The sequence below is a fragment of the Streptomyces resistomycificus genome (genome assembly GCF_001514265.1).
Taxonomy (GTDB): Bacteria; Actinomycetota; Actinomycetes; order Streptomycetales; family Streptomycetaceae; genus Streptomyces; species Streptomyces resistomycificus.
The window spans coordinates 97,373-121,955 of record NZ_KQ949008.1 but is presented as its reverse complement, the minus strand read 5'-3'; the positions used below and the strand labels follow the sequence as shown (position 1 = coordinate 121,955).

Sequence of the window (24,583 nt, the reverse complement as noted above, 5' to 3'; positions counted from 1 at the left end):
GCCGACGGCACGTACAGGCCTGCAGGGGAGCAGCCGAAGGCAAAGCGGCTCTGGTGACGGTGTCCCGGGCAGCAGTGGTCAGGCGGCTGCCGCGACGGCTTCGCGGTGGCGTTGTGCGGCTGCGGGGAAGAGGTCGAAGGCGCGGTGGCCGAGTGCGTCGACTTCTTCCGGTGTGAGGACGTGGGAGTTCCTGAGTGCGTCGATGTTGCGCCTCATGTTGCTCTCGTTCGAGCAGGGGACTCCGGCGTCGGCGCCGTAGACGATGTGGTCGTGGGGCACCATCGTGACCGCTGCGGCGAGGTTGGCGTCTGTGCCTGCCGCGGCCGTATCGAGGTAGAGCTTCGCCAGGTCGGCGCGGATGTCCTCGGCTGTCAGGCCGAGTGGGTTGAACACGTACTCCTCCGCCCCGAGCAGCCCGAGACGACCGGAGAGCGCGGGCAGGGCGCCGCCGCGGTGGGCGAGGACGACCGTGAGGCGGGGATACCGGCGGAAGAATCCCGTGTACAGGAGGTACACGATGGTCCGGGTGGTCTCGAACGGCAATTCGACCAGGACGGCGGTCTGCCGGAACGTGGGCGGTACGGCGCTCGGATGGATGAACAGCACGGCCGAGCGCCGGTCGAGTTCCTCCCACACCGGCGCCAGACGCGGGTCACCGAGCGGGACTCCTGACCGACGGGTGGTCAGCAGGTAGCCGTCCGGGTGTGTTTCCGTGTCGCCTCGCGCGATCTCGGTCAGGGCCGCGTCCGGGTCGTCGGTGGGCAGGCCGGCGAGCAGGCCGAAGCGGCCAGGGTGGTCGGCGACGAGTTGGGCTCCGTGGTCGTTCCAGGCGCGCAGTTGCGGTAGTGGGGAATCGACTGGTACCGGGCTGAGCATCTGCACGGCGATACCGAGGCGGTCCTATTTCTACTCCAGCAGCTTTTCCCTGGTGCAGTAACTTGCCAACCGCCCCCTGGGAATGACCAACTGCCGCAGACAGGACAACCGGAGGATCATCCATGCCCCGAGAGGCGCCGTACCTCGCCACAGCCGACGTGGTGCGCGCACGGATTATGGCGGGGGAGTGGGGGATCGGGGAGCGCCTGCCGTCCAGGGCACGGCTTGCCGTGGAATACGGGGTCGGACGCAACGTCATGCAGCGGGCCATGGATCGTTGATCGTCGACGGTCTGCTCGAAGGGCGCGCCGGCTCGGGCACGTACGTCCGCATGCCGCGCGAACGCCTGCGCCTGGTCCGCTCGCGGCACCGCGAACGCCGGGAGGGCGCTCCCCCCTGGCCCGACAGGAGGGAACGGGGCAGGGCCGACGCCTGGGACGCACACAGCCAGGTGCGCGTCCCCGTTCCCGAGGCAATCGCCGAGCGGCTCGCGATCAGTCCCGGCGACCTCTGCGTCACCACCCACTACGAGTTCCTCGCCGGCGGGCAACCCGTCCAGCTCTCCGAGTCCTGGGAGCCGATGGCCATCACGGATGGAACGCCGATTGTGCTGCCCGAGATGGGTCCCCTGGCGGGAAAGGGGGTGGTCGAGCGCATGTGCTCCATCGGCGTGGTCATCTCGACTGTGGTCGAGGTACCGCGCCCGGCTCGTGCCACCCAGGCGCAGGCGAAATCTTGGGTGGAGCCTCGGGCTCTGTGTTCGGAGCCACAGGCACACTGTGGATCGGTGCGGCCGGTATGACGCTGAGCGTCATTCCCAACTTGCTGTCACCGCTTCGAACCATGCGCACGGTGCCCATGGAGAAGGCCCCGAGTTCGCGCATGGAGGCATCGCACATGGCTGACAAACAATCGCGTACGCATGACGGGTAGGGCCAAGAGGGCGTGACTCGCACATGAAGTTCGCGCGGTCGAGGGGGATGATGCGGCGGACGAAGCTCATTCGCCGACAGCCGCGGTCCCACTGGCGTTCTCCTCGGAGACCGGTCCGCCACCACCGCGCAGCCAGGCGTTGGACGTGTCGGTGGGTGACCCGCCGTTGGCCGTGCGGGTGAACCGATCGACGCGGCGCCCATCGCCCTTGTGAAGCGTGGGGCCCGGACAGACCGGACCCCGCACAAGAGGGTGCTCACGATCCCTCGTACATCGTGCTTGGTGCCTGTGTCTGATCCAGTCATGCCAAGACTGGCCTCCTCGTGTTCGATGACACGTGATGCTGTGAAACACCGCGAGGGGCAGCCGGATGATCCCGGCTGCCCCTCGCACCTGCTTCAGCGGTCCGGCGTCGCGCTCCGGACCTGCTGCCTGGTCAGGTCAGGCGTCGGCGGATCCACCAAGCGCAGAACCCGGTCAAGGCCAGGGCGAGGCCGAGGTAGAGCCCTGTCTCGGACCATTGAAGGGCCCAGAAGTTCCCGGCGGGCTGGTACGTCACCTGCTGCTTGTAGCCCAGGGCACCGAGGTCGGCGACGCAGCGGTCGACCTGCTGCAGGGTGGGCGGGCCCGACTCGGTGTGCAGGCAGTCGGCGAAGGACGACGGCACGGGGGTCGGCTGACCGGCGGCGTTCAGCGTCTGCTGGGAGGTGACCCAGGCCCCGGGCACTTCTTCGAGGTGCGCCACGATCTGCCTGGCGCCGTCCTGGATGCTGATGGGGGCGCCGTCGGCCTCGATGGGCACGGTAGTCCGGTCTGCGGCGGCCAGGTGGGCCCGGATCCACATCGGCACGACGGTCTGGACGGCGGCGTAGAGGGCGAACGTGGTGGCCATCGCGGGCAGGGCGCGGCGGATGACGAGGCCGAGGGCGACGCCCAGGACGAAGGCGAAGGCGGCATGGGCCATGGGGACGACACCCCGTGCGGCGAAGGCCACGGGGTCGAGCCGCGGGAAGTACGTGTCCGTCGCGCCACCGCCGTTGACAGCCCGGTCGATGGGGCTGCTCCACCAGCTCACCGCGAGGCTCGTCAGTCCGGCAGCGGTCATGGAGGCCGCCGCACCAAGGCCCAGCTTGGTCGCCAGCCAGCGGGTGCGGGTGACGCCCTGGTTCCAAGCGAGGTAGTGGGTGCCGGTCTCCAGTTCACGAGAGATAAGCGGTGCGCCCCAGAACATCCCGATGGCCGCCGGCACGGCGAGCACGACCAGCAGTCCGGTGTAGTAGAGGGTCTGGTCCGCACTGGAGACCTGGTCCACCAGGCTGCTGCCGGCCGTCCGGTAGAGGTCGGCCAGCTGCGGGCCGGTGACCGCCAGGGTGGCGGCGAGGGCAGCCACCGCGGCGAACATCACGGCGGCCTGGGTGCGGAACTGGCGCCAGGTCAGCCAGGTCATCGGAGGACCTCCAGTGCCGGTCGGGTGTCACGTACCGCATCGGCGGGCCGGGTCATGTAGGCCAGGACGATGTCTTCCAGACCGAGCGGGCTGACGGTCCAGGACGGATCGTGGACCGCGGTGTCGGTGCGTACCAGGAGGGTGGTCTGCCGTTCGGTGTGGCTGGCGGTGATGATGTGCTGACCGGCCGGGAGCGTGTCCGGGTCCCGGCGCGGTCCGGTGAGCCGGTGGTGGCAGGCGACCAGGTCGTCGATGTCGCCGGCCACCTGCACCAGGGAGTCGACCAGGACGATGACGTAGTCGCAGGCCCGCTCCACGTCGGAGACCAGATGGGAGGAGAGCACGACGCTCAGCTCGTGTTCGGCGACGGCTTCCATCAGGTCCTGCATGAACTCCCGTCGGGCGAGGGGGTCGAGGGCGGCGACCGGCTCGTCGAGGATGAGCAGTTCGGGGCGTTTGGCGATGCCCAGGGTGAGGGCGAGCTGCGCGCGCTGGCCGCCGGACAGCTTCCCGGCCTTCTGTTTGAGGTCCAGGCCGAGCCGCCGGATCCGGTCACGGGCCAGGACGTCGTCCCAGCCGGGGTTGAGGCGGGCACCCAGCCGCAGGTGATCGGCGATGCTCAAGGCGGCATAGGTCGGGGTGTCCTGGGCGACGAAGCCGACCTTGGCCAGCTGCGCGGGGCCGGTGGCGGGAGGGCCGCCGCACACCTCGATGGTGCCCGCGGTCGGCGTCAGCATCCCGGAGGCCAGGTTCAACAGGGTGGATTTGCCCGCCCCGTTGGGCCCGACCAGCCCGACGACCCGCCCGGCGGGCACGTCCAGGTCGCAGTTCTGCAGCGCCCAGCGCTGCTTGTATCTCTTGCCCAGGGCCTGGGCCCGTAAGACAGCGCTCACGCTACGTCCTCTCCAGCGGCGGTCCGAAAGGTGTTCATGAACAGGGCCTCGATGGACTCCTCATCGAGCCCGGCCAGGCGGGCCTTGGCCAGCCAGCGCCGCAGGTCCTTCTGGAGCGGGCCGTGCGCGGCGAGCGAGGCGTCGGCCAGCGTCCGGGTCACGAACGTCCCCACCCCCGGCCGGGCAGCCACCAGTCCCTGGTGCTCCAACTCCCGGTACGCCTTGAGCACGGTGTTCGGGTTGACCGCCATCTGCCTGGCCACCTCCTTGACCGTGGGGAGCCGGTCCCCCTCCTCCAGCAAGCCCAACCGCAGCGCGTGCCGCACCTGCTGGACCAGCTGCTGGTACGGAGACAGACCAGACCGGCCGTTCAGGTGGAACTCAATCACTGGTTCCTCCATTTATCTAGTTGCCTAGTACTTTAGCTTCCTGGCGTGGTGTTCGGTCAACGGGGAAGGTGCGGCATCGACCGAAACCGATGGAGGAACGGAGTGGGAGGGCATCGGAGAACCGAGGCGGGCTCAGGCCGCTTGTGCGACCGGAGCCCACGTCGCGCCCTGTGGGGCAGGGCGGCTCGAGCGACGGGTCAGGCGTCGAGTCATGAGGGTGATGGCAGCTCATGTGATCAGCGATTCGCTCACCTCAGGGAGACGTTCGTGGTCGCGGCAGTGCCGACGGGTACGCATGATCCACGACCAAGACCGCTCCACCACCCACCGTCGCGGGAGAACAACGAAGCCCTTGGCGCCCGGCGGACGGCGAACGGTCTTGACGGTGATGTCGAGGTACTTCTTTGCCCAGGGCACCAGCTGGTTCTTGGCGTAGGCGGAGTCGGCCCAGACGATGGCGATCCCCGGGTGCAGCAGCGCGAGCGCGTATGCCATCTGGTCGAAAGCTGTTGCCCATGGAACGGCCGGTTCTGCCGTTACAGAAGTTCGCTTGGCTGGTGCGGGCGATCCGCACGTTTCACCAGGATCCAAAGATCAAAGAAACAACTGGTTTCACCGCGGCCCTCAACCGTCACCTGGAAGAGGAGCTGAAACCCGCCACGATCAACCGCCTGGAGAGCGGCAGTGCGGACTTCACGATCGAACGGTGCATGGCCTACGAGAAAGTGCTCGGGTTGGATTCCCTGGATCTTGTCGACTGCTATGTGTATGCCAGCCGGGCGCAGGGCCACATTCCCAAGACGTCGTCAGCGCGGGTGAGTGAGGCGGCGGGTGCAGAGGTTGAGCTGCTCTGGCGCCTGGCCGAGAACGAGTCTCTGACGTCCCCGCAGTGGCTGCGGCTCGCCCACCTCTACCGCAATCGTCCCGACGTGCTGGCCAGTCCCCGCATCCGCGAATGCTTCCTTCACAGGCTTCTGGACAGGGCCGGTGAGAGCTTCGAAAAGGAGGAACGCCTTGTGCGCGAAGTCCTCATCACGGTCGGCGCTGACGTCCTGCCGATCCTTCGGGAGAGGTTGCGGACGGAACCTCTGCGGTACTTCACCACGTGCGAGGCCGCGGGATTCATGACGGGCGAGCAGAGCCGCCAGTTCCTGATCGACCTCGCTCTTGGGATGCGTGACGGGGCGGTGACGGCGACACTGCTCGAGCCCTTGCGCCGTAGGCTTCACGCTGACGGGGTGGGGCCTGAGGGCATGCAGCGCCAGGCGCCTGCGTTCAGGGACTATGCGCTCAGGGTTCTGGACGACACCGACGAGTTCTTCACCGCTCGGGAGGAAGCGCTGTCCTTCCTACGCTGGGGGCGCTTCGCCCTCTCACCGCGGGAGCGTGCCCGCATGGGTGAGATTCGTGAGGACCTCCAGCAGTTGCGGCTGGTGTGCGGCGAGACCTACCGCCGGGACCTTGTCGCCGAGGTGGGGGAGCGCTTCGCCAGGGACCTGTCCGCCTCTGCTTTGGCAGGTCCGGGGACGCCGCTGGCAGTGCCGGGCGTGCGGACCTTCATTCATGACGGCCTCTTCTCGGCTGAGAGGGTCGACCGGCTGACCGCGTCTGTCCTCGTCGGGCCCTGGCAGCTGAGCGGGGTGCTGGGCACTTCCCTGGGTTCAGTGGTCAGTCAGAGTGTCGACAAAAATGACTACGGCGTGCAACGGGCAGCCGTCCGGTTCCTCACGAAGCTCACCCGACCCGAGGCCTTGGAGCCGATCCGCGCCATGGGCTGGTCACAGGTACGCGACGACAGTGTCCGACTCACCATCGGATGGGCACTAGGCGCAGGCTCTCAGGAGCGCGACTGCGCCCTGCTTCGCCACCTCGGCCAATCGGCCACGACCACGGCCACGCGCCGGGTTGTGGCGCTGTCCGCCGCCCGGCTCGGAGCATGGCCCCTTCTTGAGGATCTGGCCAAGACCTGGGACTCTGTCGCCGCCGGGGAAGCACAGCGGCTCATCGGCCAGCAGTGAGGCACGAGAAGCCTCAACCGACCGAGTGAACCCCCATCACTCCAGCCCAGCACGCTGATCAGCGTCGCTACCGCCCCGCGAACATGGCCCCGGAGCCTTCTTGCTGAAGTCGTTGGGCGTCGACCTCGGCGACACCCAAGGGGTTCGGCCGGCCTGCGTTCGCAGGACGAGTGGTGGTCACAACCACGTGACCGCACGCCAGTTCTACCCTCGCAAGCTGCGCGAACGGAGCCAGTCGGCGTTACCCCGAAGAACGCCCTCCAGAGCGCGACCAGGTGCATGTGCAGGTTGTCCCACACCAGAACGATCGGTCCGCCGAGCTGTGTACGGGCGCGGATGACCAGGTCGCGATAGTCCTTCCAGCCGAAGCCCTTCGGCTCCTCCTTGCGGCCCCGGTGCGCGCGGGTCGCGTAGATCAGACGGGACCGCTCACCAGCCCCGTAGCAGGTCATGCCTGCCATCGACACACGGCCCGATCCCCGTCCGCGCACCCGGATGACCATGTAGAGGATCTCGTTGAGAGCGTCGATCGCCGGGGATACCTTCGGGTCGCCGCACTCGCGGGTTCCCTCCCAAGCTGCGTCGCGACATAGTCGCGGGTCTTGGGATGTAGATCTCCACGGCCCTCACGTTCGGCTTCCCTTAGTGCGCGGTGAGCCATTGAGCAAGCGTGCCCGCGCTGAGCCAGTGGTAGAGCCTGGGATGTCTGTACTGGACCGGGCGGGCTACTGCCGTCGACGGCCACCGAAACAAGGCTCCGCCGCCTGCAACCTTTCCCCCCGTCCGACTGTCTCCTGATCATCAACCGCTCCTGTCTCTGGGGTCTCTGAGACATCAATCGGCACAGGAGCGGTCGCACGGAATCATCAGGAGACACTTCATGCGCATTCGCCCCGCAGCCTGCGCGGCACTCCTCGTGGCGTCCCTCGCCCCCGTCCTCACGGCACCTCCCGCCAGCGCGGCGGCGGCCAAGTACGCGGACGACTTCAACGGCGACGGCTACCGCGACTACGCCAGCTACACCTACGAGCAGTACAGCAAGGGCGGCGGCGTCCGGATCACCTTCGGTACCGCCTCCGGACCCGGCACCCAGACCCAGTTGATCACCCAGGACAGCCCCGGTGTCCCCGGCGCCGACGAGACGGAGGACCAGTTCGGCGACGTCCGGGTGCCCGCCGACTTCAACGCCGACGGATACGGGGACCTCGCCGTGTCGGTGTCGCGCGAGGACGTCGACGGCCGCACGGACGAGGGCGGCGTCGTCATCCTCTGGGGAAGCGCGACCGGCCTCTCGGGTGGCACCGCGATCCCCAACGCCGGCGCCAAGGTTTCGAACGCCCGCTTCGGCCGCGACCTCGCCGCCGGGGACTTCAACGGGGACGGCAAGAAGGACCTGGCCGCGATCAGCGGGAGCAAGGCCTACGTCTACCGCAGTATCACGCGCACCGGTGTGGCAGGCTCGGTCACCAGCCACGACAAGACGACGAGATTCGCGCCCACGTCCCTGGTCTCGGGCAACATGAACGGGGACTCCAAGACCGATCTGGTGATCATCGGGATCACCGACGAGCCCGACAACTTCGGCACGGACGCGTGGTTCGTCAAGGGCGGCTCCCCGCTCAGCGCGGGCAAGACCCTGCGCCTCGTCACGAACTACGGCGACCCCAGCGAGGCGGTGATCGCCGACTTCAACAAGGACGGATACGGGGACCTCGCGGCGGGCAGCCAGATGTACAACAACTACCAGGGCCGGGTGTCCATCTGGTACGGCTCCTCCACCGGCCCCGCCACCGCCGTCCGTATCACGCAGGCCACCACCAACGTCGCCGGCACCCCAGAGTCCGGCGACTCGTTCGGCTCCTCCGTCTCGGCCGCCGACATCAACGGCGACGGCTACAAGGACCTCGCGATCGGCGTCTACGGAGAGAAGATCAGCCAGGAGACGACCGAGGGCGGCGTCCACGTCCTGCGCGGCAGCGCGAGCGGGATCACCGGCACCAACTCCCAGTGGCTCGCCCGCAACACCGCCGGCGTCCCCGGCGACGTCGCATGGAACGACTGCTTCGGCGACCCGGTCCGCCTCCGCGACACCAACCGCGACGGCAAGGCCGACCTCTACATCGGCGCCATCAACGGCTCGCTGCGCTTGCCCGGCACGTCGTCCGGCGTCACCACGAACGGTGTGACCGACGCCGACACCGAACTCATCTGGGGCATGCTCCAGTAGGCCCGGCCTCCCGCCCAGCTGCCTGGGGTTCGCCTTGTTCGTACGAGTGCGGCCGCGTCGTTTGCTCGCGCAGTTCCCCGCGCCCCTACGGCTTGTCGAGCACCGTCCCCGTCAGCACCGGCCTGCCGGGCAGCGGCTCGGCTCTGCTGTCGGTCAGCGCGAGGCGCATCGACTCGGTCGGCTCGGCCACCTGGTCCCGCACGATCGGCACGTCGAAGTCCACGCCGGTGCTCCCGGGCGGGATGTTGACCCAAACCCACAGTTTCGCGTCGGACAGCGGCCGCTCGGGGTCGGGCACGTCACCGGACGAGTCCTTGAGCCACTGCGGGTCCACGTCCTTGGTGGACAGCTCGGCGCCCTCGGTGACCGGAAGCTCCCGCACCGGCACCCAGTTGTCCACCGCCGTGGGCGCGTCCACGACAGCCGCCAGGTCAGCGTCTCTCCCTCGGTCACCCGGTCCCGCGACCGGCGACAGAGTGATCACCGGCTCGGGGTCGTCGTTCTCGACGGTGAGCCCTCCCCGGTACTTGCCGACGACGGCGTTGCGGACGGCCTTGACGGCGATGTCGTGCTCAACGTCGTCGCCGTAGGCCGTGTCGCCCTTCACCTCGACCGGCACATCGATCGCGTCGCTGCCGGGCCGTACGGTCACGAGGCGGTGCTCGGCCCGGACGCTGTCGGGTCGAGGACGTACACGCGGACCTGCCCGATGCCGTGCCCGGAGATCTCGACCGGAATCCGGTAGGTGCGGGTGCCCGAGTCGCCCTCCTTGACGATCGTGCGGCCCACGTCGACACGCGGCAGCGCGGCCGCCTCCACCGTCGGAGTGCCGGGCGCCCAGCCCCAGGCGTCCATCAGCCAGGCCCGCCCGGACTGCGAACGGGGCCTCAACTCAAGGGACTTGACATGCCTGAGATCGAGCCCGGCCCGGGTCGCGGCCGACAGCGGGACGCGCAGCTCCTGAGCCCAGTAGGAGGCGGTGATCGCGGAGCCCGGGAGCCCGTCCACCCGGACCGAGCCCAGCTTCACCCGGCGGTCGGAGGAGTCGGTGACGGACACGTCGAACTTCGTGCCGGTCGTGTTCGGCGGTACGAAGACCCGGAGCGCGAGCTTCTGGGAGTCGCGCAGGGAGAGTGGCTCGGCCGGAGTGATACGCGCGGACCACTTCAGGTCCACCGCGCTGCGGCCAATCTCCTGTTCCCTCCCACGACGTGAAGTGCGGTGACGATCCGAGGGTTTCCGGGTCCAGACAGGCCACGGCCGGGTCGGGGTCGATCGCCGAGCACAACCGGGCGCCGGTCACCTTCGCCCCGCCGTCCGGAAGGAAACCACCGCTGCGGCGGCCGCCGACCGCGTGGGTCAGCACCCGGGCCGGGTCCGCGGACGGGGCTCGCTTGCCGGAACCGTCGAGCAGCGGACGCACTCGATCGTCGCCGGCGAGGAAGAGCCGGGCCGCGGTGGCGATGTACGTGGCGCCCGCCTTGTGCTGCTGGGCGGCGGTCAGCCGGGTCGCGGCACCCGGCGTACACACCGGGTCCGGCTGCTCCGGGTCGGTCCTTGAGTCGTCCCTGGCCGGTGCGACGGCCTCGCCCGGGGTCCACTCGCTGTTGAAGTAGTTGTGGTTGGCGCCGACCATGTACACCGCGCTGTGCAGCGCGCTGCTCTTGCCGGTCCCGCGCGTCCCGTCGACGAAGTCCTCACCCTGCAGGTCCGACACGTCGCCGTCGCAGCCCGGCAACAGCGTCACGGACGGCACGTCGGCGACCTGGTTCTGGCCGAAGATCGTCGGTCGCCAAGCCCCGCCCGGTGCCGCAACGAGGCGCGCGAGTTCCTCGAGGAGACGGGAGTCGACGCGACTCCAGACGACCCGGCGTCAGGCCGAGCACGTCCTCACGCCAGCGGAACTGGACTTAGGTCAGGTCGAAAGCGCGGCTTCGAGCATCCGCCGGACCACTGTGGTCAGCTCGGTCACATCGGGCAACGGGCGGGTCGCGGCCAGCGCGCCGGCGAGCTGGTCGTACAGCAGGCCGTCGGTCCAGGCGACGAGCAGATCCGCTGCCGGCGCTGGACGAGGAGCCCCGAGCGCTGCCAGCAGGGCGGTGGCCCTGGACCGTGCGGCGAGGCCGGCGGTCTGCAGGTCGGCACGCAGCTCCGGCCGACGGGTTGCCTCCAGGCTGAGTTCGAAGCGGGCGAGCTGGCGGTCGCGCGCCGCCGTCAGCCAGTGGTGCAGCAGTGCGGCCAGCGCGCCTGCGGCGGAGTCCAAGTCCGAGGGGCGCCCGTGGTCCGCTTCCCAGCGATCCGCGTCGGCGACCGAGAGTTCGGCCAGGCGAAGGTAACAGGCGCTGATCAGAGCGCTGCGGGTGCGGAAGTAGTACGACGTGCTGCCGGCCGGCAGGCCCGCGGCGGCGTCGACCGCGCGATGGGTCAGGCCGCGCAGCCCGGCGGTGGCCACGGTGCTGATGGCGGCATCGGCGATCAGGTCCCGGCGGTCAGGGATGGACATACCCGCACTCTACAGATGTAGAGTGCGGGTATGTCGCCTCTACAGGTGTAGAGGCGGCAGGGATGGAGGGAGGCAGTCGACATGGGTGCTCGTCATGCTGTTGTGGCCGGAGCCGGAATCGGGGGCTTGACCGCGGCGGTGGGCCTGAGCCGCCGCGGATGGCGCGTCACCGTGTGCGAACGGGCCTCCGCACTCACGGGCATCGGCGCCGGCATCGTGCTCGCCCCGAACGCGCTGCGCGCCCTGGACTCGATCGGCCTGGGCCCCGACCTGTGGGCGGGTGACGCTCTGCCCGGTCGGGTAGGGCTGCGTACGCCCGACGGCACTTGGCTGAGTCGTTCCGACAGCGGCGCGGTGTCCGCCCGCTACGGGCTCTCCGCGCGCGCAGTGCACCGCGGCTTCCTGATCGACGCTCTCGCGGCCGCCCTGCCGGCCGGCGTCGTGCGCCTCGGCGTATCGGTGACCGGTGTGGACGACGCGGGGGACACCGTGGTCGTGCGTACGTCGACAGGCGACCTGCGCGCCGACGTCGTACTGGCGGCGGACGGCATTCGCAGCGTGCTCCGCGGACAACTCTTCCCCGCTCACCGCGGGCTGCGTCACGCCGGTGAAGCCGGATGGCGAGCGGTGCTTCCCGGTGCGGGCCTGCCTGCCCAGCAGGCTGCCGAAACGTGGGGGCGGGGCCAGAGGTTCGGCGTCGTTCCACTCGCCGATGGCCGCATCTACGTCTACGCAACCGCCGTTTCCGGCCCCGGCGCGAGGCCGGAAACCGATCATCACGTGGAGCTGACCCGGCGCTTCGGCGCGTGGCACGATCCGATACCCGCACTGCTGGACCGGCTGAACCAGCGGGACCCGGACCCTGTTGACATCCTCCACCATGACTTCCACGAACTCGCCGCGCCTCTGCCCCGGATGCACGTCGGCCGGGTGGCCCTGCTCGGCGACGCCGCCCACGCGATGACCCCCAACATGGGCCAAGGCGGCTGCCAGGCCATCGAGGACGCCGTAGTCGCGGCGCATCTCCTCGCGCCCGCCGACGACGTGCCGGCCGCGCTCGCCGCCTATACGAGGGCCAGACACCGGCGGACCACCAGGATCAGCCACCGCTCCCGGCGCATCGGCGAACTCGCCCGGTTCTCCCACCCGCTTGCCGTGTCCATCCGGAACCTGGCCGTACGAGCCATGCCGGAAGCGCTGTCGCTGAGAGCCCTGGACACGGTCCTGGGCTGGCAACCACCATCCGACCCCGCCCCGGCCAGGGCCTCCGCCCCCGTCAACGTCACGGAGCAACAGTGAAGACCAACGTCACGTCCCGCCCCCTCCGCCGGGCGAACTCCGTCCGACCCTTCACGGTCGGCGCCTACGGCTTCGTCTTCCTGGGGGTCGGCCACCTCGCCCTCTCCGCCGCTTCAGCGTTGGCCACCCAGACCCCCCAACAGCGTGAAACCGACACCGTCATGCGGGAGTCCACCTTCACCCTGCTGGGTCTGGAACGCACGGTCCTCGATGTCTTCAACGGCATCAGCATCGCCATGGCCCTCTTCATCATCGCCAGTGGCCTCCTGATCCTCGTCGCCGTCCGGCACGCCCCCGCCCTCGTCCAGCGCCGCACCGCCTTCGGACGGATCACCCTCACCCTCTCCCTGGCCGCCTTGGCGATCTCCGTTCTCCTGCTGCCCCCGCCGCCGATCGCCGTCCTCACCATCACCAGCTACGCCTTCGCCCTGTCCCTGCGCAGGGCGGTACCCGCTGCTCGCGCGAGCTCGTGAGGAGACGCAGGCCATGAGGAATGTTCGGGTGGTCCGCTCTCCCGTTTCCGCCTGAGAGGCCGTCAAAGGGCGAAGTAGTGACAATGCCGTGGACCGGATAGATCAAGAGGCTGTGCCGCGCGGCTGCCACCGGACTGATCCTTACCGGGACGGTGCCCGCCGTCGTGACCGCAACCCGGCGCAGCAGCCGCACTGGGCAACACCAGTCGATGCTTGGACCCGGTTGCGGCGGCGCGCCGCGGGCCCCCGCCACGTCGCTCGCGCGCGCCGACTCACCCAACCCATGCGGGCCTTCTCGCGTCGAGGGCCGGTCACGACCGCCGCTACTCCCGAGGTGGCTCGGGCAGTGATGGCCAGACCACCGCCTGGGCGATGATGACGCGTTCACCGTTGAAGGTGACGGCAGGTCCTTCGTGCAGTTCGTAGCCAAGACCAATGGCTTCGCTCACACGTCGGCAGAACTCGGCGTCGTCCGGGCCGGTCAGGACTCGGTAGACAGGCAGTCCGTGTGGTGGTGTGCTCATGAGGAGAAGGATCTCAAACCCACCCGTCAACCGCGCCGCCGAGCCTGCTTGCCCTGAACGCAGTCGTTTCCCAGGCCGTTACACCGCTCGTTTGACAGACCTGATCACCCACCTGGTCAGAGTGCCGTCGGCCGAGGATTCGAAAGGAGATTGACGCCGGCCGCTACTCCAGGACACTGATGGGGCGGATACCGGTCCGATGAAGGGTGACTGCGTGTGGGAAGTCTGTTGAAAGGCGTCTCCGGCGTCCGCTGGGGGGAACTGCGCGATGCACGGCAACTCCCCGCCGGGGACATCCCGCCTCTGCTCTCCCGGATCGCGTACGGGGGCGAGGACACGGCCCGCCTCGGGATCGATGAACTCGGCGACCTCGTCTGCGCTTTGGGGTTCGTTGTCGGCGAGGCGACGGCCTCCACGGTCCCATTCCTTCTGGAACTGGCCGGGGCCCCGCAAGTACCCTGCAAGGCCGAGTTGTTGGAACTGCTGGAGAGCATCTACCGGACTGAACAATGGCACTCCTCGGCCGCAGCGGCCGGTGTCCCGAAGCGCACGAGCTTCCACGAGCAGCCGCCCTGGGAGATCGCCTGCAGGGTGGCCGTACGCGCAGGCCGGCCGATCATCGAGGGCCTCGCCTCGTCAGTGCGACCGGAAGAGACCGAACCAGCACGAAAGCTGCTGCGGACGATGGACGAGGTGCCCCCTTTTCCTAAGATCTGAGCGGTGTTACGAGTCCCCGAGCAATCAGCTTCGTTGATGGAAGTGAGCACGACACAGCTCGAAGATCGTTTGCGGGACAAAGCTTGGAGGGCTCGAGCTGGGCCGAACGGAAACATCCCGACCGGGTGCCTACACCTTCTTCGAACAGTGCCAGCACCGCATGGCCTGCGCGCGCTGCGACTTCTACACCTCAGGGGGATGGCCGAGCATCTTCTGCAGGTTCTCCTTTGCCTCCAGGAGCTGGCCCTTGCTGGACGCCTCCGGGCGACGAACGCGCCGCAGTGGACGACGGGCAAGCCGCACTCGACCAGCTACTGGAGCGACTCACCGACATCCCCACGCCGGCCGGGCCGACTCCCCGGCAGATCGGAATCCCAGCCCTGGCCACCCTGTTGCCGGTCATCGAGATCAACCGGAAACCGACCGAGCAGTAGTACTCAGCGGCCCAGTCTGTGTCGGACGTAATCCGGGTGGGCCGCACCGACCTCGATGCCGTTCTCGTCGAGGCCGTTGACGATCCGCAGGCAGTCGCCGGCGAAGACGAATCAAAGCGTGGCGCGGACTGGCCACTCGATACGACAAGACACCCGAGAGCTACCTGGCCGGACTCCAACTACGCGGCGCGGTCATCTGGCTCCGAAGCCTCCGGCTCGCGACATGATCTGCAGCAGGGTCATGCAGAGGCGTTGCATCGCAAGCTCAGCGGTCTCGCTCGATCGCCTGGACGCAGCGGGCCAGCAGGGCGCGGAGAATGTCTTGTTCCTCGGCGGTGAACTCGTCTGCGAGGCGGCGTTCGATGCGCACCGCCTCGGTATCGGCAGCAGTAAGAGCGTGCTGGCCGGCCTCGGTGAGCCGGGTCTCGAGGACCCTCTGGTGCCACGGGTGCGCCGTCCGCTCGATAAGGCCGCGTGTCTGCAGGGTCTTGAGTACCCCGGTCATGGCCTGCGGGGTGACCAAGCAGTCGCGGGCCAGCGCGGCAGCGGAGATCCCGGGGCGCTGGGCGAGGGCCAACAGGGCGGCGTACTGGGCGACGGTCAGGTCAGCCGTGCGCACGGCGCTGCTCTTGGCGGTCATCAGTGCCTGCTCGGCCCGTTTGATGTCCAGGCCGAGCCGGACCTGCGGCAGCATCTCCATGCGTTCAGCTTACCGACCCTTGAGATGAATCAAGACTGGAATATAAATAAAGGCCTTGATATAGCTGCAGGCATGCATGAACACACAGCTACTCCGGGCGACCTGTGCGGAAAGACGATCCTGCTGACCGGGGCCACCCAGGGGATGGGGCTCCACCTCGCCCTCCTCCTGGCAGCCCGCGGCGCCACGCTGCTGCTCCACGGACGCGACCAGCAGCGGCTTGCAACGGCCACCGACAAGGTACGGGCGCAGGCCCCGGAAGTCTCGGTGCGTACCTACCGGGCCGACCTGGCTGACCTTGAGCAGGTGAGCGCGCTGGCCGACGCCGTCCTCGCCGCCGAGCCACGGCTCGACGTACTGGTCAACAACGCCGCCGTGGGCGGTGGCATCGACCCGACCGTTCGGCAGACAAGCCGCCAGGGCCACGAACTGCGGTTCGCCGTCAACCACCTGGCGCCTTACGTTCTCACCCGCCGGCTTCTCCCGCTCCTGGTCGCCTCGGCGCCCTCGCGGGTGGTCAACGTCGCCTCCGCTGGGCAGGTGCCCATCCATTTCGACGACGTGATGCTGGAGCGCGACTACAACGGAGTGCACGCATACTGCCGTAGCAAACTAGCCCTGATCATGGTCACCTTCGACCTGGCAGCCGAGTCGGCGCCCCACCAGGTCACCGTCAACGCACTGCACCCAGCACACCTGATGGACACCTCCATGGTCCGGCAGAGCGGCTTCACCCCCGCCACAAGCCTCGACGACGGTGCTCAGCCGACGCTACGTCTCATCGCTGACCCAAACCTGGAGAACACCACAGGACAGTACCTCGACCGATACGACGACCAGCCCGCACACCCACAGGCATACGATGCGCAGGCCCGCGCCCGGCTGGCAGCACTCACCACGAACCTGACCGAACCGTTCCTTGCATGAGTGCTTCTACGCCGACAACGCGAGCCGCTCCCCAACCCCAGCGATCAAAACAACCCGCCGCGGCATCCCGCGACGACGAACCGAGTCACCGAGCATCAAGGAGAAGCATCAACCCAAGATACGATCCTCACGCTCCGAGGGCCTGCTGATCCCAACCAGGAACACTGCCTAGTACTCCAGCCATAGATCGTGATCATGGATACGGAGGCTGCTCGCCGGTAGCCTGCCTGGGTGGCTGAGATCTGGGGCGAAGAGCAGTTGATCGCGGACGGCTTCGAGCGTGTGTACGTCGAGTTGGAGTGGTACGACGGCCCGTGGGCCGGCCTTGCTGACATCGACGGGAAGCCTCACTACTTCGAGATGCACGTCTACGACCACAGCCATGAAGTCGATGAGTACCAGGTCTGGCCTGCAAGCGAGGCGGTGGCGGAGCTGGAGCGCGAGCAGTGGGCGATCTACGCCAGGTGGTATGAGCGCCAGCAGGCGGGCGAGGTCGGACAGGAGAGCCATCCGGGCCACGGCGGGGTCGACGCCCGCTATGACGAGCTGGAGCTGCTGTTGGCGCCGCACCGCTTGGCGCCGGACGGCGCCCGTCGGCTCGTGTGTGAGCTGCGGTTCGTTGCCGGTGTCGACGTTCGCTACCGAGTCGAGGGACCCGACTACTGGCTTCGGTGGCGTCCGAGGCCGCCGTTGATCATGGGGTGTTGTGTGGACAACCAATGATCACGCGGCGGCCTCGGACGCCGGCGTAGTGCCTGCCCACTGGCAGGAGGCATTCGAAGGACTGATGAGCCGGATCGCCGGCCGGTTCTCCGAGTTGAACCCCGTCGCCGGGTGCGGCGGTTGGTCTCCGGGCTGCTGTCGGACCCTGCCGAGGAAGAACTGCTGGACCCTGGCCGAGCACGCGGGCGATGCCACTCCGGACGGCATGCAGCACCTGCTCCACCGGGCGAAATGGGACGCCGACGCGATTCGTGACGACATACGCGCCTACGTGGTCCCGCACCTGCGCGACACCGAGGCGGTGCTCGTGGTCGACGAGACGGGCGATTTGACGAAGGGCACCGCGACCGTCGGCGTCCAGCGTCAGTACACCGGCACGGCCGGCCGAGTCGAGAACGCCCAGGTCGCCGTTTATCTCGTGTACTCCGCCGCCCGCGGACACGCCGCCATCGACCGAGCCCTGTATGTGCCGCGCTCGTGGACCGAGGCACCGGACCGCTGCCGGAGCGCGGGCATCCCCGACGGCCTGGCTTTCGCCACCAAGCCCCAGCTTGCCGCCCGCATGGTCGAGCGTGCCTTGGACGCGGGAGCACCCGCGCGCTGGGTCCGCCGCTGGACCTCCTGGCACCGCTGGACCACCCTCGCCAATCCGCCCACGCCTTCCTCGTCTGCACTGCAGCCGCCGAACGCCGCGACCGACCCGCCCCCGACGGCCTGATCCCCATAACCGGCAACGAGATCCAGCACCTGTTCGCGGCATTGATCCGCCCAGACCTCGACCTTGCACACCGCCTGCGCTGGTCACACTGGCGACGTCGGCATCAAGCCCGCGCCCGCCAGTGCCACTACCGACATCAAGCGGCCGTCCAGCCATGAAGATCACGATCTACGGCTGGAGTACCAGACCGCGTATGCACCGGAACCTGCCAACGAGCCCAGCTCGGTTAGAGATCCGCAAGGCGGCACTCGTGGACACAACGCCAGCATCGAGGCCAGCGCTGCTCAGAGCCCGGGATCAGTAACACGCACTAAGCTTGTCTCTTAACCTCTGAGACTGTTGGCTTTGACCGTGAATGCTGACGTCGTTCGGCCGAGAAAGTTGACGGCGGTTCGTGGCCTCGGGCCGACTGGATGTTCGTGAATTCTGGGTTCTGGCACGGATCTTGGGGAGCGGTCACGGAGTGTTACCCCGATCGTCGATCGTGAGGAGTCGGGTTCGCGTGAGACCGCGTACGCCTTGGCCTTGGACGGTCAGAATTGACGCTCCCTCAGGTGCCTGTCGACAGCTGCTGCGGTCGGTTGTGGACGGTGATGGTGCTGGTCATGCAGACCGATGCACCGTTCTGGGACTCGCTGGTGTTCGATGGAATCGACGAGGTGGATGTCGAGGCGGTCACGGCCGCGTTGGGCACGGTCGAGGTGGTGGCGAAAGGCCGCCCGGCCGGGGCGGCATGTCCGGACTGCGGCTGCTTCTCAGACCGAGTCCACGACCGTTACCAGCGCAGGCTGTAGGATCTTCCACTCGCTGAGCAGGGCCTGGCCATCCGGCTGACGGTCCGACGCTTCATCTGCGGGTCGGCGGACTGCCCGCGCCGAACGTTCGCCGAACCGTTCTCCCAGCTGACCGCCCCGTACGCACGGTTCACCACGCGGCTCAACCACGCCCTGGAGCGAGTGGGGCTCGCCCTGGCGGGGCGGGCCGGCGCCCGGCTGGCGGCCCAGCTGGGCTTCGGCGCCGGAAGGATGACCTTGTTACGCAGGGTCATGGCATTGCCTGATCCGCAGTTCAGCACGCCGCGGGTGCTGGGCGTGGACGACTTTGCGATCCGCCGCGGCCAGACCTACTCCACCGTCTTGACCAGCGTCGACGACCACCACGTGGTCGATGTGCTCTCGACACGTGAAGCCGGGCCACTGGCCGCCTGGCTGGTCCGCCATCCACGGCCTGGAGATCATCTGCCGTGATCGGGCGGGCGCATACGCCGAGGGCGCCCGGCGCGGCGCCCCCGACGCTCTGCAGGTCGCCGACCGGTTCCACCTGTGGCAGGGCCTCGGCCGAGCCGTGGAGACCTGCGTCGCCACCCACCGCGACTGCCTGCGCAACCCGTCGCCCAACGGCATGCCACCGCATTGGAACGGCGATTCGCCGAGGGATGCACCAGCGTCACCCGACTTCACGGCGAGCTGATAGCCGAGCAAGCTCCTGTCACCTACGGCATGGTCCGCGCGCACATCGCCACTTTGCGCGGGGCTCCATCCGCGGCGCCGCCCCGGCCGCCGACGGTGCGGCAGGTGACCGGCTGGATCACCCGGCACCCCGCGGCCCTGACCGAGGAAGACCGCGCTGGCCTGAAGGAGGTCCTGGCGCGCTGCCCCAAGCTGGACAAGGCCGGCGAACATGTCCGCGACTTCGGCGAGATGCTCACCGACCGCCTCGGCTCCATGCTCCCCACCTGGATCGACGCCGTCGACGCCAGCCAGCTACCCGGTCTCACCGGCTTCGCACTCCACCTGCTCCGAGACCTCGACGCCGTGACAGCCGGGCTCACCCTCGACTGGAGCTCCGGCGGCATCGAGGGTGCCGTCAACCGCATCAAGAAGATCAAGCGGCAGCTCTACGGCCGAGCCGGATTCGAACTACTCCGCAAGATGATCCTGCTTCAGTGACTCTCCGGGATTGCGACCCCAGATGTTTCGGCAGAAACACCTTCTGCCCCCACTCGTCAGAAGCGCGGCCCGACACTGGGATGTGAGACCAAGGCACAGGCCGCGATCTGCAGTTGCGCTTTCCATGCCGCCTCGTCGAGCCCCAGCGTGTACTCGATGCAGCACGCGCATGGCGGGAGTAGCGCCACGAATGCCTGCTCCTCGGCGGTCTCGACCTCCATCTCCGACCACTCGTCCGATGCCAACTCGGCAAGATCCACCTCCCCGGCGCTGAATCGCGCGGCCAGCCTGCGCAGTGCGTATCGTCGGGCCACGTGGTGATCGGGCAGAATGATCCCCAATTCTTCAAGAGCTTGCTCGAATGTGTCACGGATGTCCCGGGGGTCCGCATGACGCGGCAGACCGGCGAGCTCGCACAGGGTCGGCGTGTCCATTCCCATTGCGAGTGCCTGGGCAGCGGTCATCGGCAGGTCTTCCGGACACACCTGATCCGCCTGATACAACCACGCTGCCTCCACCAGGGGCGGATAAGCGCTGCGGTCAGGGCTGTCGGGTTCGGATGTGTCGTCTATCGCTGCCATGATTCATACGATGCCAGCATGGCTCGCGAGAGTGCCCGGAAATTTCGACTGTCCCGGCAAACCGCCCACGGGATGACCCAACCCATGCGGTTGCCCCGGTGACGCTCCGCGACCGCTCCCCAAGGTCTGTGCCAGAACCGAATTCTGACGGTAGTCCGGATGGCTTGGCGGGCGAGTTCGCGGCTGTGAGCGTGGCGGTAGGACTCGGTGCCGGTCTCGAGGATGTTGCCGCCGAAGGTGAGCCGGTCGACGAACAGCTAGCCAGCCGGTGACATCCACTCAGACGGACAACTGACAACCCACAAACACCGTCAGAGCCATCGTCGCGAAAACCATTGGTTCCCGGCTTGCTCCGCTGATGGACTGACGTCCTACCGTGAGTCTGCCGCGTGACGGAGGTAGTGGTTGTGACAGGCTATGACGTGCTTGCCGAGGTGTACGAATGGCTCATCTCGGATGCAAAGTTGCCCCCAGCCGAGTTCGCTGCGTCGTTCGACGACGTCCTCAATCTCCTGCCGTCGAACGCTCACGTCCTCGACTGCTCGTGCGGAACCGGACAGTTGGCGGTTGGCCTCGCCGGTCGTGGCATGCAGGTTGTCGCAACTGACGCCAGCGAGGCGATGGTTCGTCGGACTGCAGAGTTGTCTGAGGAGTTCGGGACATCCGTCCGGGCCGTACGGGCGAACTGGGAAGAGTTGCCCGACCATTTCCAGGACAGCACGTTCGACATGGTGTTCTGCGTTGGCAACTCGCTTCACCATGCCGCGGGCGCGACAGGCAGGGGCGCTGCTCTGGAGTCGATGTCACGGCTTCTGCGCCCCGGCGGGCGCTTGGTACTCACATCCCGCACTTGGGAACTCGTGAGGGCCAGATGTTCCCGGCTGGAGATCAGTGACCGACTCGTCCGCCGGAACGGTCGCGATGCCGTCGTGGTCTACCGCTGGGAGATTGCGCCGCATTGGGAGGAGGAGCACCACATCGAGATTGCGATCGCGCAAGTTGATGCGACCGGGTTGGTTCTTGTCCGCTCGGAACTGCTGTCCTGCTGGCCCTACCGGTACGAGGAACTCGAAGTCGAGCTGCACCGGGTCGGACTCCGAACGGAACTGAGCACGTTCGATCTTGAGGCCGAGAACTACATGGTGGTCGCGAGCAAGGTATGAACACCGGACTCTCAGTCCCTGGCCGGACCGCGCGGTTGCTCGCAGGACGCTTGCGCCCTCTCATCGGTGCGGGTTCAAGTGGTCAACGCAACGCCTCGGACGAGGAGTGCTCGTCGATCAGACGGCGGTAGATCCGGGGTGACGGTGTGGCGCTGTTTCCTGGTCGCGTCCAGAACAATGAGCAGGATCTCGTCGATCAGCAGCGTGAACGGATCCAGCTTCGACGGCCGCGCCGAAGCGGTTGTCGTGCGTGCCTGCGGCCAAGCCGAGGTCAGGGCCTTGTTGACCGTGCTCCAGATGACGCCGTACTTGCACTGCAACGCCCGGTTCGACATGCCATCGCGGGAGTCGCGCCGCAGCGCGGCGTACAACTCGACCTTCGACTGGCCAGGCGGCATCGGGGGAGCTCCTTTACTGAGCACATCCAGCTTGACACCGCAACCCCGATGGTGACGTCAGAATCCGCGAACATCTTTCTGGGCCATCACCTGGTGCCGTCAGCTTTCACGAACAACTGACGCCACCAACCACCGACAGAACCAGGCTGTCGCGCTCGATGATGCTCTCGGGTCCTCTGGTCGTCTTCCCGACGTCACAGCGGGGTGCGGGGCGGCGATTCTTGGCGCCAAGCGGCCTTCCAGGTCCGGATGTTGATGGTTTCGGTGCACGGGCCGGACAGGCCGGGTGCGGGCGGAGGTTCCGAAACCCTCGGCGGAGACGGGCCGGGGTGAGTCGTGCGGGCTCGGCTGGCCTCTCCCAGGGCCGACGGAGATCCGCCGCGGCTTCGCGGGTGAGCCGGAGTTGGGTGTGGGCGGCGATCACGAGCCACGTCCAGCGCTCGCCGGCTTCGGGGGAGTGGAGCTTCGGCCGGGTCCATCCGAGGGTCTGCTTCATCAGCCGGAAGGTGTGCTCCAGGTCGAATCTCCTCAGGAACGCCTGCCAGCGCACATCGATGCCCTCGCCGGTCAGGCCGGTGGCAGAGGACCACAACCAGACAGGCAGCGGGTCCTCGCCGTCCGGGCAGGCGGTCGACCTGGAGTCGGATCAACGTGACCTCAACGGTGGGGAGTTCACCGGTGTGCTCGATCCATGCGGAGCGGGTGGTCAGCCTCGGGTGGATGCGGTCCCAGGCCATCGCGCGGGCGGTGCCGTACCGGTCGGTGACCTGGACCGTCGCCGCATCCGGCTCGCCCCGGGTTTCCGGCTTGGCAAAGCGGAACTCCTTGCCGTGCTTCGGCGGTCGCCCGCCGTGGGGATAGGACAGGGCGTACTCCTGGGGCGAGGGCGTCGGCCGTCGCATGACGCGGTCGGAGCGCATCCGTCCCAGGACCTCGACCGGGAGGCCGTCGAGGAGGTGGGCCATGCGCGGGGCGTCGTAGCCGGCGTCGAAGACGACCAGGATGTCGCGGTCACCCGCGTGCCAGCGGCCCATCTCGATCAGATCCACGACCACCCGGCGGACCTGAGCGGCGGTGACCTCGGCGACGTCGTGGTCCGGCCCGAGACGCACGGCGTCCAGGAGTTGGCACCACGACGTCCGGCCCGATTCCAAAGCGCGACGAAAGAGTACGGCCAGCCGGGCACGAACTGATCCGAGGACCGTCCGCTGCGGCCGTAGACGTGACAGAACAGACGATCCGCGCTGGTCGGCGCGTCCGGGCGCAGCCAGTTGCTCACTTCGACCGCGAGGACCAGGCGGCCGTCGGCTGCCTGCGGCATGGGCAGGCCGGCCAGCACCTGCCGCAGCCGGGGCGCGTCCACGTTTCCGCTGTTGAGTGCGTCGTACATCGCGCCGTGGCCGCGCCGGTGCTCAGCCACCAGCGTCAGATCGACCGGGCGCCGTCACCGGTCCGTCCGCGCACAGCCACGCGTCGGCGAGGTCGAACAGTTCGTCCCCGCGCGCGGTCAGGCAGTCGAATAAGTCCTCCCGGAAGCGTGTCGCTTTCGCGATCGCCTCGGAACAAGAGCAGGCAGCAAACTCACCTTCAACGGCCTTCGTCGTGGTCGTGTGTGTCCTTGGTCGGAGCACATGATCAGACGAAGGCCGCCTCAGCATCCGGCGAACACCCAGGTGAGCGGCCTGGTTCGAGGACCATATCGACACCGGCCCTGTCGCGGTGCCGGCAGCGTGGGATGAGGCCGACCGGCAATCCGGTCGAAGCCCTATGAGCCCAGCGTGCCTTGCACGAATCGGCGAAGGTGCGCACGCACGGTGTTGGGCTGCTCCAACCAGGGCTCGTGCCCAGCGTCTTCGACGCGCCTAAGCGGAAGATCGAGCCTGAGCGCGAGTGATTCAAGAGCTGACACTGGGCGGGGATCGTCGACCCCACCGAGAAGCTCCGCCCGCGCGGGCAGGCATGCGCGCAGTTCGGCAAGATGCTCACCGAGCGGGTCCGCGCGCCCTGCCGCGCCAAGCTCGCTGTTCATAGCCCAGTTGACGGGGCGCCGCCGCCGGGCACCCTGCGCGGCCCAGTGCCACCCCCGTTCGGGATCGGCATGGTCGGTGAACCAGGCCAGTGTGAGCAGCTCGACTTCCTGCTCCTCCGTGCGGTGCGGCAACTCCTCCAATGCGTGGAGCCGCTCCAGCTGCGCTGCGGACATGCGGCGGCCTCGCTCCGCTCGGTCCCCGGTACGCCAATCACCGACGAACGGCCCGCACATCAGAAGCATCGCGGCAACCCGGTCAGGATGCGTCAGGCAGAACCGGCTCGCCAGGTCAGTGCCGTAGGAGTGCCCGATCAGCACAGCTCTGGGCACGTCCCATGCGTCGAGCAGCTCGGCGAGATCGTCGACATGCCGGGCGAAGGAATGGCGCCCCCGCCACGGGGATTGACCCGTGCCCCGCTGGTCGTACCTGTACACAGGCGCGAGGTCCGCGACCATGGGGGCGACATCGCCCAGATAATCCGGCAGACCTGGACCGCCATGGAGCATGACCACGGCCGGCCGCCGAGTCGTGTCCCCCAGCGCCATCCAACGTAACTGCGCCTCGTCGGTCATCGACGTGAGGCCCTGCGTCTCCATCAAGGTCACCGCGGAGAACCTACCGGTGTCACTGAGGCTCCGCCAAAGGTTAAAGAGCAAGCCAA

General features: G+C 68.0%; 27 protein-coding genes and 4 pseudogenes. 16 read left to right on the top strand and 15 right to left on the bottom strand.

All coding sequences use genetic code 11. The annotated features are described in order from the left end of the window. Positions 1 to 78 precede the first annotated feature (78 nt). Entirely contained in the window at positions 79 to 876 is a 798-nt protein-coding gene (locus tag AQJ84_RS39345; RefSeq protein WP_053192207.1) for an amidohydrolase family protein, read from the bottom strand. A 122-nt stretch (positions 877 to 998) separates the two neighbouring features. Here AQJ84_RS39345 and AQJ84_RS45205 point away from each other — a divergent pair, with 122 nt between their 5' ends. Both AQJ84_RS45205 and AQJ84_RS39340 read left to right on the top strand, forming a co-directional pair. Further along, positions 999 to 1,157: a GntR family transcriptional regulator gene (locus tag AQJ84_RS45205; RefSeq protein WP_404818006.1), complete on the top strand. Its 159-nt coding sequence runs from the start codon at positions 999 to 1,001 to the stop codon at positions 1,155 to 1,157. Beyond that, on the top strand, positions 1,154 to 1,678 hold the full coding sequence (locus AQJ84_RS39340; protein ID WP_374935419.1) for a GntR family transcriptional regulator: 525 nt from the start codon (positions 1,154 to 1,156) through the stop codon (positions 1,676 to 1,678). The genes AQJ84_RS45205 and AQJ84_RS39340 overlap by 4 nt, the downstream gene beginning before the upstream one ends. A gap of 567 nt (positions 1,679 to 2,245) precedes the next feature. Here the strand turns inward: AQJ84_RS39340 and AQJ84_RS39335 are convergent. The 4 genes from AQJ84_RS39335 to AQJ84_RS39320 all read right to left on the bottom strand — a co-directional run bounded on the left by AQJ84_RS39335 (position 2,246) and on the right by AQJ84_RS39320 (position 5,033). After that, positions 2,246 to 3,256, bottom strand: coding sequence for a transporter (locus AQJ84_RS39335; RefSeq protein WP_030045778.1), 1,011 nt, complete (start codon positions 3,254 to 3,256; stop codon positions 2,246 to 2,248). Then, positions 3,253 to 4,149 carry an ABC transporter ATP-binding protein gene (locus AQJ84_RS39330; protein WP_030045779.1) on the bottom strand — a complete coding sequence of 299 codons (897 nt, stop codon included), beginning with the start codon at positions 4,147 to 4,149 and terminating at the stop codon, positions 3,253 to 3,255. Before AQJ84_RS39330 ends, AQJ84_RS39335 begins: the two co-directional genes overlap by 4 nt. Beyond that, positions 4,146 to 4,550, bottom strand: a complete 405-nt coding sequence (locus AQJ84_RS39325) for a GntR family transcriptional regulator (protein ID WP_030045780.1) — start codon at positions 4,548 to 4,550, stop codon at positions 4,146 to 4,148. Before AQJ84_RS39325 ends, AQJ84_RS39330 begins: the two co-directional genes overlap by 4 nt. Positions 4,551 to 4,766: 216 nt before the next feature. Further along, entirely contained in the window at positions 4,767 to 5,033 is a 267-nt protein-coding gene (locus tag AQJ84_RS39320; RefSeq protein ID WP_107082769.1) for a transposase, read from the bottom strand. 20 nt (positions 5,034 to 5,053) lie between these two features. Between AQJ84_RS39320 and AQJ84_RS43330 the strand changes: the two genes are divergently transcribed. Then, complete coding sequence (locus tag AQJ84_RS43330) at positions 5,054 to 6,556, top strand: hypothetical protein (RefSeq protein WP_053192209.1); 1,503 nt, start codon at positions 5,054 to 5,056, stop codon at positions 6,554 to 6,556. A gap of 228 nt (positions 6,557 to 6,784) precedes the next feature. Here the strand turns inward: AQJ84_RS43330 and AQJ84_RS45290 are convergent. Continuing rightward, positions 6,785 to 7,056, bottom strand: a pseudogene (locus tag AQJ84_RS45290) (IS630 family transposase); the annotation flags it as partial. A gap of 380 nt (positions 7,057 to 7,436) precedes the next feature. Here AQJ84_RS45290 and AQJ84_RS39310 point away from each other — a divergent pair. Then, positions 7,437 to 8,783: an FG-GAP and VCBS repeat-containing protein gene (locus AQJ84_RS39310; protein ID WP_053192211.1), complete on the top strand. Its 1,347-nt coding sequence runs from the start codon at positions 7,437 to 7,439 to the stop codon at positions 8,781 to 8,783. A gap of 85 nt (positions 8,784 to 8,868) precedes the next feature. Here AQJ84_RS39310 and AQJ84_RS39305 read toward each other — a convergent pair. Together AQJ84_RS39305 and AQJ84_RS39300 are read right to left on the bottom strand one after the other, a co-directional pair. Continuing rightward, positions 8,869 to 10,572 (bottom strand): annotated as a pseudogene (locus tag AQJ84_RS39305) (hypothetical protein); the annotation flags it as partial. 126 nt (positions 10,573 to 10,698) lie between these two features. Further along, positions 10,699 to 11,286: a TetR/AcrR family transcriptional regulator gene (locus tag AQJ84_RS39300; protein WP_030039896.1), complete on the bottom strand. Its 588-nt coding sequence runs from the start codon at positions 11,284 to 11,286 to the stop codon at positions 10,699 to 10,701. An 81-nt stretch (positions 11,287 to 11,367) separates the two neighbouring features. Here AQJ84_RS39300 and AQJ84_RS39295 point away from each other — a divergent pair, with 81 nt between their 5' ends. Both AQJ84_RS39295 and AQJ84_RS39290 read left to right on the top strand, forming a co-directional pair. Then, on the top strand, positions 11,368 to 12,585 hold the full coding sequence (locus AQJ84_RS39295; protein ID WP_030039897.1) for an FAD-dependent monooxygenase: 1,218 nt from the start codon (positions 11,368 to 11,370) through the stop codon (positions 12,583 to 12,585). Continuing rightward, positions 12,582 to 13,058, top strand: coding sequence for an LIC_13387 family protein (locus tag AQJ84_RS39290; protein WP_030039898.1), 477 nt, complete (start codon positions 12,582 to 12,584; stop codon positions 13,056 to 13,058). Before AQJ84_RS39295 ends, AQJ84_RS39290 begins: the two co-directional genes overlap by 4 nt. Positions 13,059 to 13,381: 323 nt before the next feature. Here AQJ84_RS39290 and AQJ84_RS41845 read toward each other — a convergent pair whose 3' ends face one another. Further along, complete coding sequence (locus AQJ84_RS41845; protein WP_079022712.1) at positions 13,382 to 13,582, bottom strand: DUF1737 domain-containing protein; 201 nt, start codon at positions 13,580 to 13,582, stop codon at positions 13,382 to 13,384. 216 nt (positions 13,583 to 13,798) lie between these two features. Between AQJ84_RS41845 and AQJ84_RS39285 the strand changes: the two genes are divergently transcribed. Next, complete coding sequence (locus AQJ84_RS39285; protein ID WP_030039899.1) at positions 13,799 to 14,299, top strand: hypothetical protein; 501 nt, start codon at positions 13,799 to 13,801, stop codon at positions 14,297 to 14,299. 281 nt (positions 14,300 to 14,580) lie between these two features. Beyond that, entirely contained in the window at positions 14,581 to 14,733 is a 153-nt protein-coding gene (locus tag AQJ84_RS44620) for a hypothetical protein (RefSeq protein WP_225877206.1), read from the top strand. A 265-nt stretch (positions 14,734 to 14,998) separates the two neighbouring features. Here AQJ84_RS44620 and AQJ84_RS39280 read toward each other — a convergent pair whose 3' ends face one another. After that, positions 14,999 to 15,433, bottom strand: coding sequence for a MarR family winged helix-turn-helix transcriptional regulator (locus AQJ84_RS39280; RefSeq protein ID WP_107082770.1), 435 nt, complete (start codon positions 15,431 to 15,433; stop codon positions 14,999 to 15,001). A gap of 72 nt (positions 15,434 to 15,505) precedes the next feature. Here AQJ84_RS39280 and AQJ84_RS39275 point away from each other — a divergent pair, with 72 nt between their 5' ends. From AQJ84_RS39275 to AQJ84_RS44600, 7 genes are all read left to right on the top strand, one after another. After that, entirely contained in the window at positions 15,506 to 16,360 is an 855-nt protein-coding gene (locus tag AQJ84_RS39275; protein ID WP_051869800.1) for an SDR family NAD(P)-dependent oxidoreductase, read from the top strand. Between the two features lie 231 nt (positions 16,361 to 16,591). After that, the gene (locus AQJ84_RS39270; protein ID WP_030039902.1) at positions 16,592 to 17,083 is read left to right on the top strand and encodes a hypothetical protein; all 492 of its coding nucleotides are present in this window, start codon (positions 16,592 to 16,594) and stop codon (positions 17,081 to 17,083) included. A gap of 64 nt (positions 17,084 to 17,147) precedes the next feature. After that, complete coding sequence (locus tag AQJ84_RS44615; RefSeq protein ID WP_445585618.1) at positions 17,148 to 17,801, top strand: IS701 family transposase; 654 nt, start codon at positions 17,148 to 17,150, stop codon at positions 17,799 to 17,801. A 554-nt stretch (positions 17,802 to 18,355) separates the two neighbouring features. Continuing rightward, entirely contained in the window at positions 18,356 to 18,595 is a 240-nt protein-coding gene (locus AQJ84_RS44610; protein ID WP_225877207.1) for a hypothetical protein, read from the top strand. A 162-nt stretch (positions 18,596 to 18,757) separates the two neighbouring features. After that, positions 18,758 to 19,048 carry a transposase gene (locus tag AQJ84_RS44870; RefSeq protein WP_063753089.1) on the top strand — a complete coding sequence of 97 codons (291 nt, stop codon included), beginning with the start codon at positions 18,758 to 18,760 and terminating at the stop codon, positions 19,046 to 19,048. Beyond that, positions 18,969 to 19,271, top strand: a complete 303-nt coding sequence (locus tag AQJ84_RS44605) for a transposase (RefSeq protein WP_259294356.1) — start codon at positions 18,969 to 18,971, stop codon at positions 19,269 to 19,271. Before AQJ84_RS44870 ends, AQJ84_RS44605 begins: the two co-directional genes overlap by 80 nt. Positions 19,272 to 19,375: 104 nt before the next feature. Beyond that, positions 19,376 to 19,750, top strand: coding sequence for a transposase (locus AQJ84_RS44600; RefSeq protein WP_225877208.1), 375 nt, complete (start codon positions 19,376 to 19,378; stop codon positions 19,748 to 19,750). A 56-nt stretch (positions 19,751 to 19,806) separates the two neighbouring features. Here the strand turns inward: AQJ84_RS44600 and AQJ84_RS43815 are convergent, their stop codons facing one another. Then, positions 19,807 to 20,331: a hypothetical protein gene (locus tag AQJ84_RS43815; RefSeq protein ID WP_051869802.1), complete on the bottom strand. Its 525-nt coding sequence runs from the start codon at positions 20,329 to 20,331 to the stop codon at positions 19,807 to 19,809. A 164-nt stretch (positions 20,332 to 20,495) separates the two neighbouring features. Next, a pseudogene (locus AQJ84_RS45285) lies at positions 20,496 to 20,582 on the bottom strand (IS21-like element helper ATPase IstB); the annotation flags it as partial. Between the two features lie 156 nt (positions 20,583 to 20,738). Between AQJ84_RS45285 and AQJ84_RS39245 the strand changes: the two are divergent. Beyond that, the gene (locus AQJ84_RS39245; RefSeq protein ID WP_030039905.1) at positions 20,739 to 21,494 is read left to right on the top strand and encodes a class I SAM-dependent methyltransferase; all 756 of its coding nucleotides are present in this window, start codon (positions 20,739 to 20,741) and stop codon (positions 21,492 to 21,494) included. A 74-nt stretch (positions 21,495 to 21,568) separates the two neighbouring features. Here the strand turns inward: AQJ84_RS39245 and AQJ84_RS39240 are convergent, their stop codons facing one another. The 3 genes and pseudogenes from AQJ84_RS39240 to AQJ84_RS39230 form a co-directional block, all read right to left on the bottom strand. Continuing rightward, complete coding sequence (locus AQJ84_RS39240; protein ID WP_030039907.1) at positions 21,569 to 21,892, bottom strand: hypothetical protein; 324 nt, start codon at positions 21,890 to 21,892, stop codon at positions 21,569 to 21,571. Positions 21,893 to 21,998: 106 nt separating this feature from the next. Beyond that, a pseudogene (locus AQJ84_RS41825) lies at positions 21,999 to 23,445 on the bottom strand (NF041680 family putative transposase). Positions 23,446 to 23,657: 212 nt separating this feature from the next. Then, a complete protein-coding gene (locus AQJ84_RS39230) occupies positions 23,658 to 24,518 on the bottom strand; it encodes an alpha/beta fold hydrolase (protein ID WP_225877209.1) in 861 nt (286 codons plus the stop codon). Positions 24,519 to 24,583 lie beyond the last annotated feature (65 nt).

Excerpts from the sequence above, each read along its gene's own strand:
- AQJ84_RS39345 (WP_053192207.1), bottom strand. The coding sequence starts at position 876 with ATGCTCAGCCCGGTACCAGTCGATTCCCCACTACCGCAACTGCGCGCC.
- AQJ84_RS39295 (WP_030039897.1), top strand. The coding sequence starts at position 11,368 with ATGGGTGCTCGTCATGCTGTTGTGGCCGGAGCCGGAATCGGGGGCTTG.
- AQJ84_RS44605 (WP_259294356.1), top strand. The coding sequence starts at position 18,969 with ATGTGCTCTCGACACGTGAAGCCGGGCCACTGGCCGCCTGGCTGGTCC.
- AQJ84_RS39300 (WP_030039896.1), bottom strand. The coding sequence starts at position 11,286 with ATGTCCATCCCTGACCGCCGGGACCTGATCGCCGATGCCGCCATCAGC.
- AQJ84_RS41845 (WP_079022712.1), bottom strand. The coding sequence starts at position 13,582 with ATGAGCACACCACCACACGGACTGCCTGTCTACCGAGTCCTGACCGGC.
- AQJ84_RS39335 (WP_030045778.1), bottom strand. The coding sequence starts at position 3,256 with ATGACCTGGCTGACCTGGCGCCAGTTCCGCACCCAGGCCGCCGTGATG.
- AQJ84_RS39280 (WP_107082770.1), bottom strand. The coding sequence starts at position 15,433 with ATGGAGATGCTGCCGCAGGTCCGGCTCGGCCTGGACATCAAACGGGCC.
- AQJ84_RS43815 (WP_051869802.1), bottom strand. The coding sequence starts at position 20,331 with ATGGCAGCGATAGACGACACATCCGAACCCGACAGCCCTGACCGCAGC.
- AQJ84_RS43330 (WP_053192209.1), top strand. The coding sequence starts at position 5,054 with ATGGAACGGCCGGTTCTGCCGTTACAGAAGTTCGCTTGGCTGGTGCGG.
- AQJ84_RS39310 (WP_053192211.1), top strand. The coding sequence starts at position 7,437 with ATGCGCATTCGCCCCGCAGCCTGCGCGGCACTCCTCGTGGCGTCCCTC.
- AQJ84_RS45205 (WP_404818006.1), top strand. The coding sequence starts at position 999 with ATGCCCCGAGAGGCGCCGTACCTCGCCACAGCCGACGTGGTGCGCGCA.
- AQJ84_RS39320 (WP_107082769.1), bottom strand. The coding sequence starts at position 5,033 with ATGGCATACGCGCTCGCGCTGCTGCACCCGGGGATCGCCATCGTCTGG.
- AQJ84_RS39240 (WP_030039907.1), bottom strand. The coding sequence starts at position 21,892 with ATGCCGCCTGGCCAGTCGAAGGTCGAGTTGTACGCCGCGCTGCGGCGC.
- AQJ84_RS39230 (WP_225877209.1), bottom strand. The coding sequence starts at position 24,518 with ATGGAGACGCAGGGCCTCACGTCGATGACCGACGAGGCGCAGTTACGT.
- AQJ84_RS39325 (WP_030045780.1), bottom strand. The coding sequence starts at position 4,550 with ATGGAGGAACCAGTGATTGAGTTCCACCTGAACGGCCGGTCTGGTCTG.
- AQJ84_RS44615 (WP_445585618.1), top strand. The coding sequence starts at position 17,148 with ATGAGCCGGATCGCCGGCCGGTTCTCCGAGTTGAACCCCGTCGCCGGG.
- AQJ84_RS39275 (WP_051869800.1), top strand. The coding sequence starts at position 15,506 with ATGCATGAACACACAGCTACTCCGGGCGACCTGTGCGGAAAGACGATC.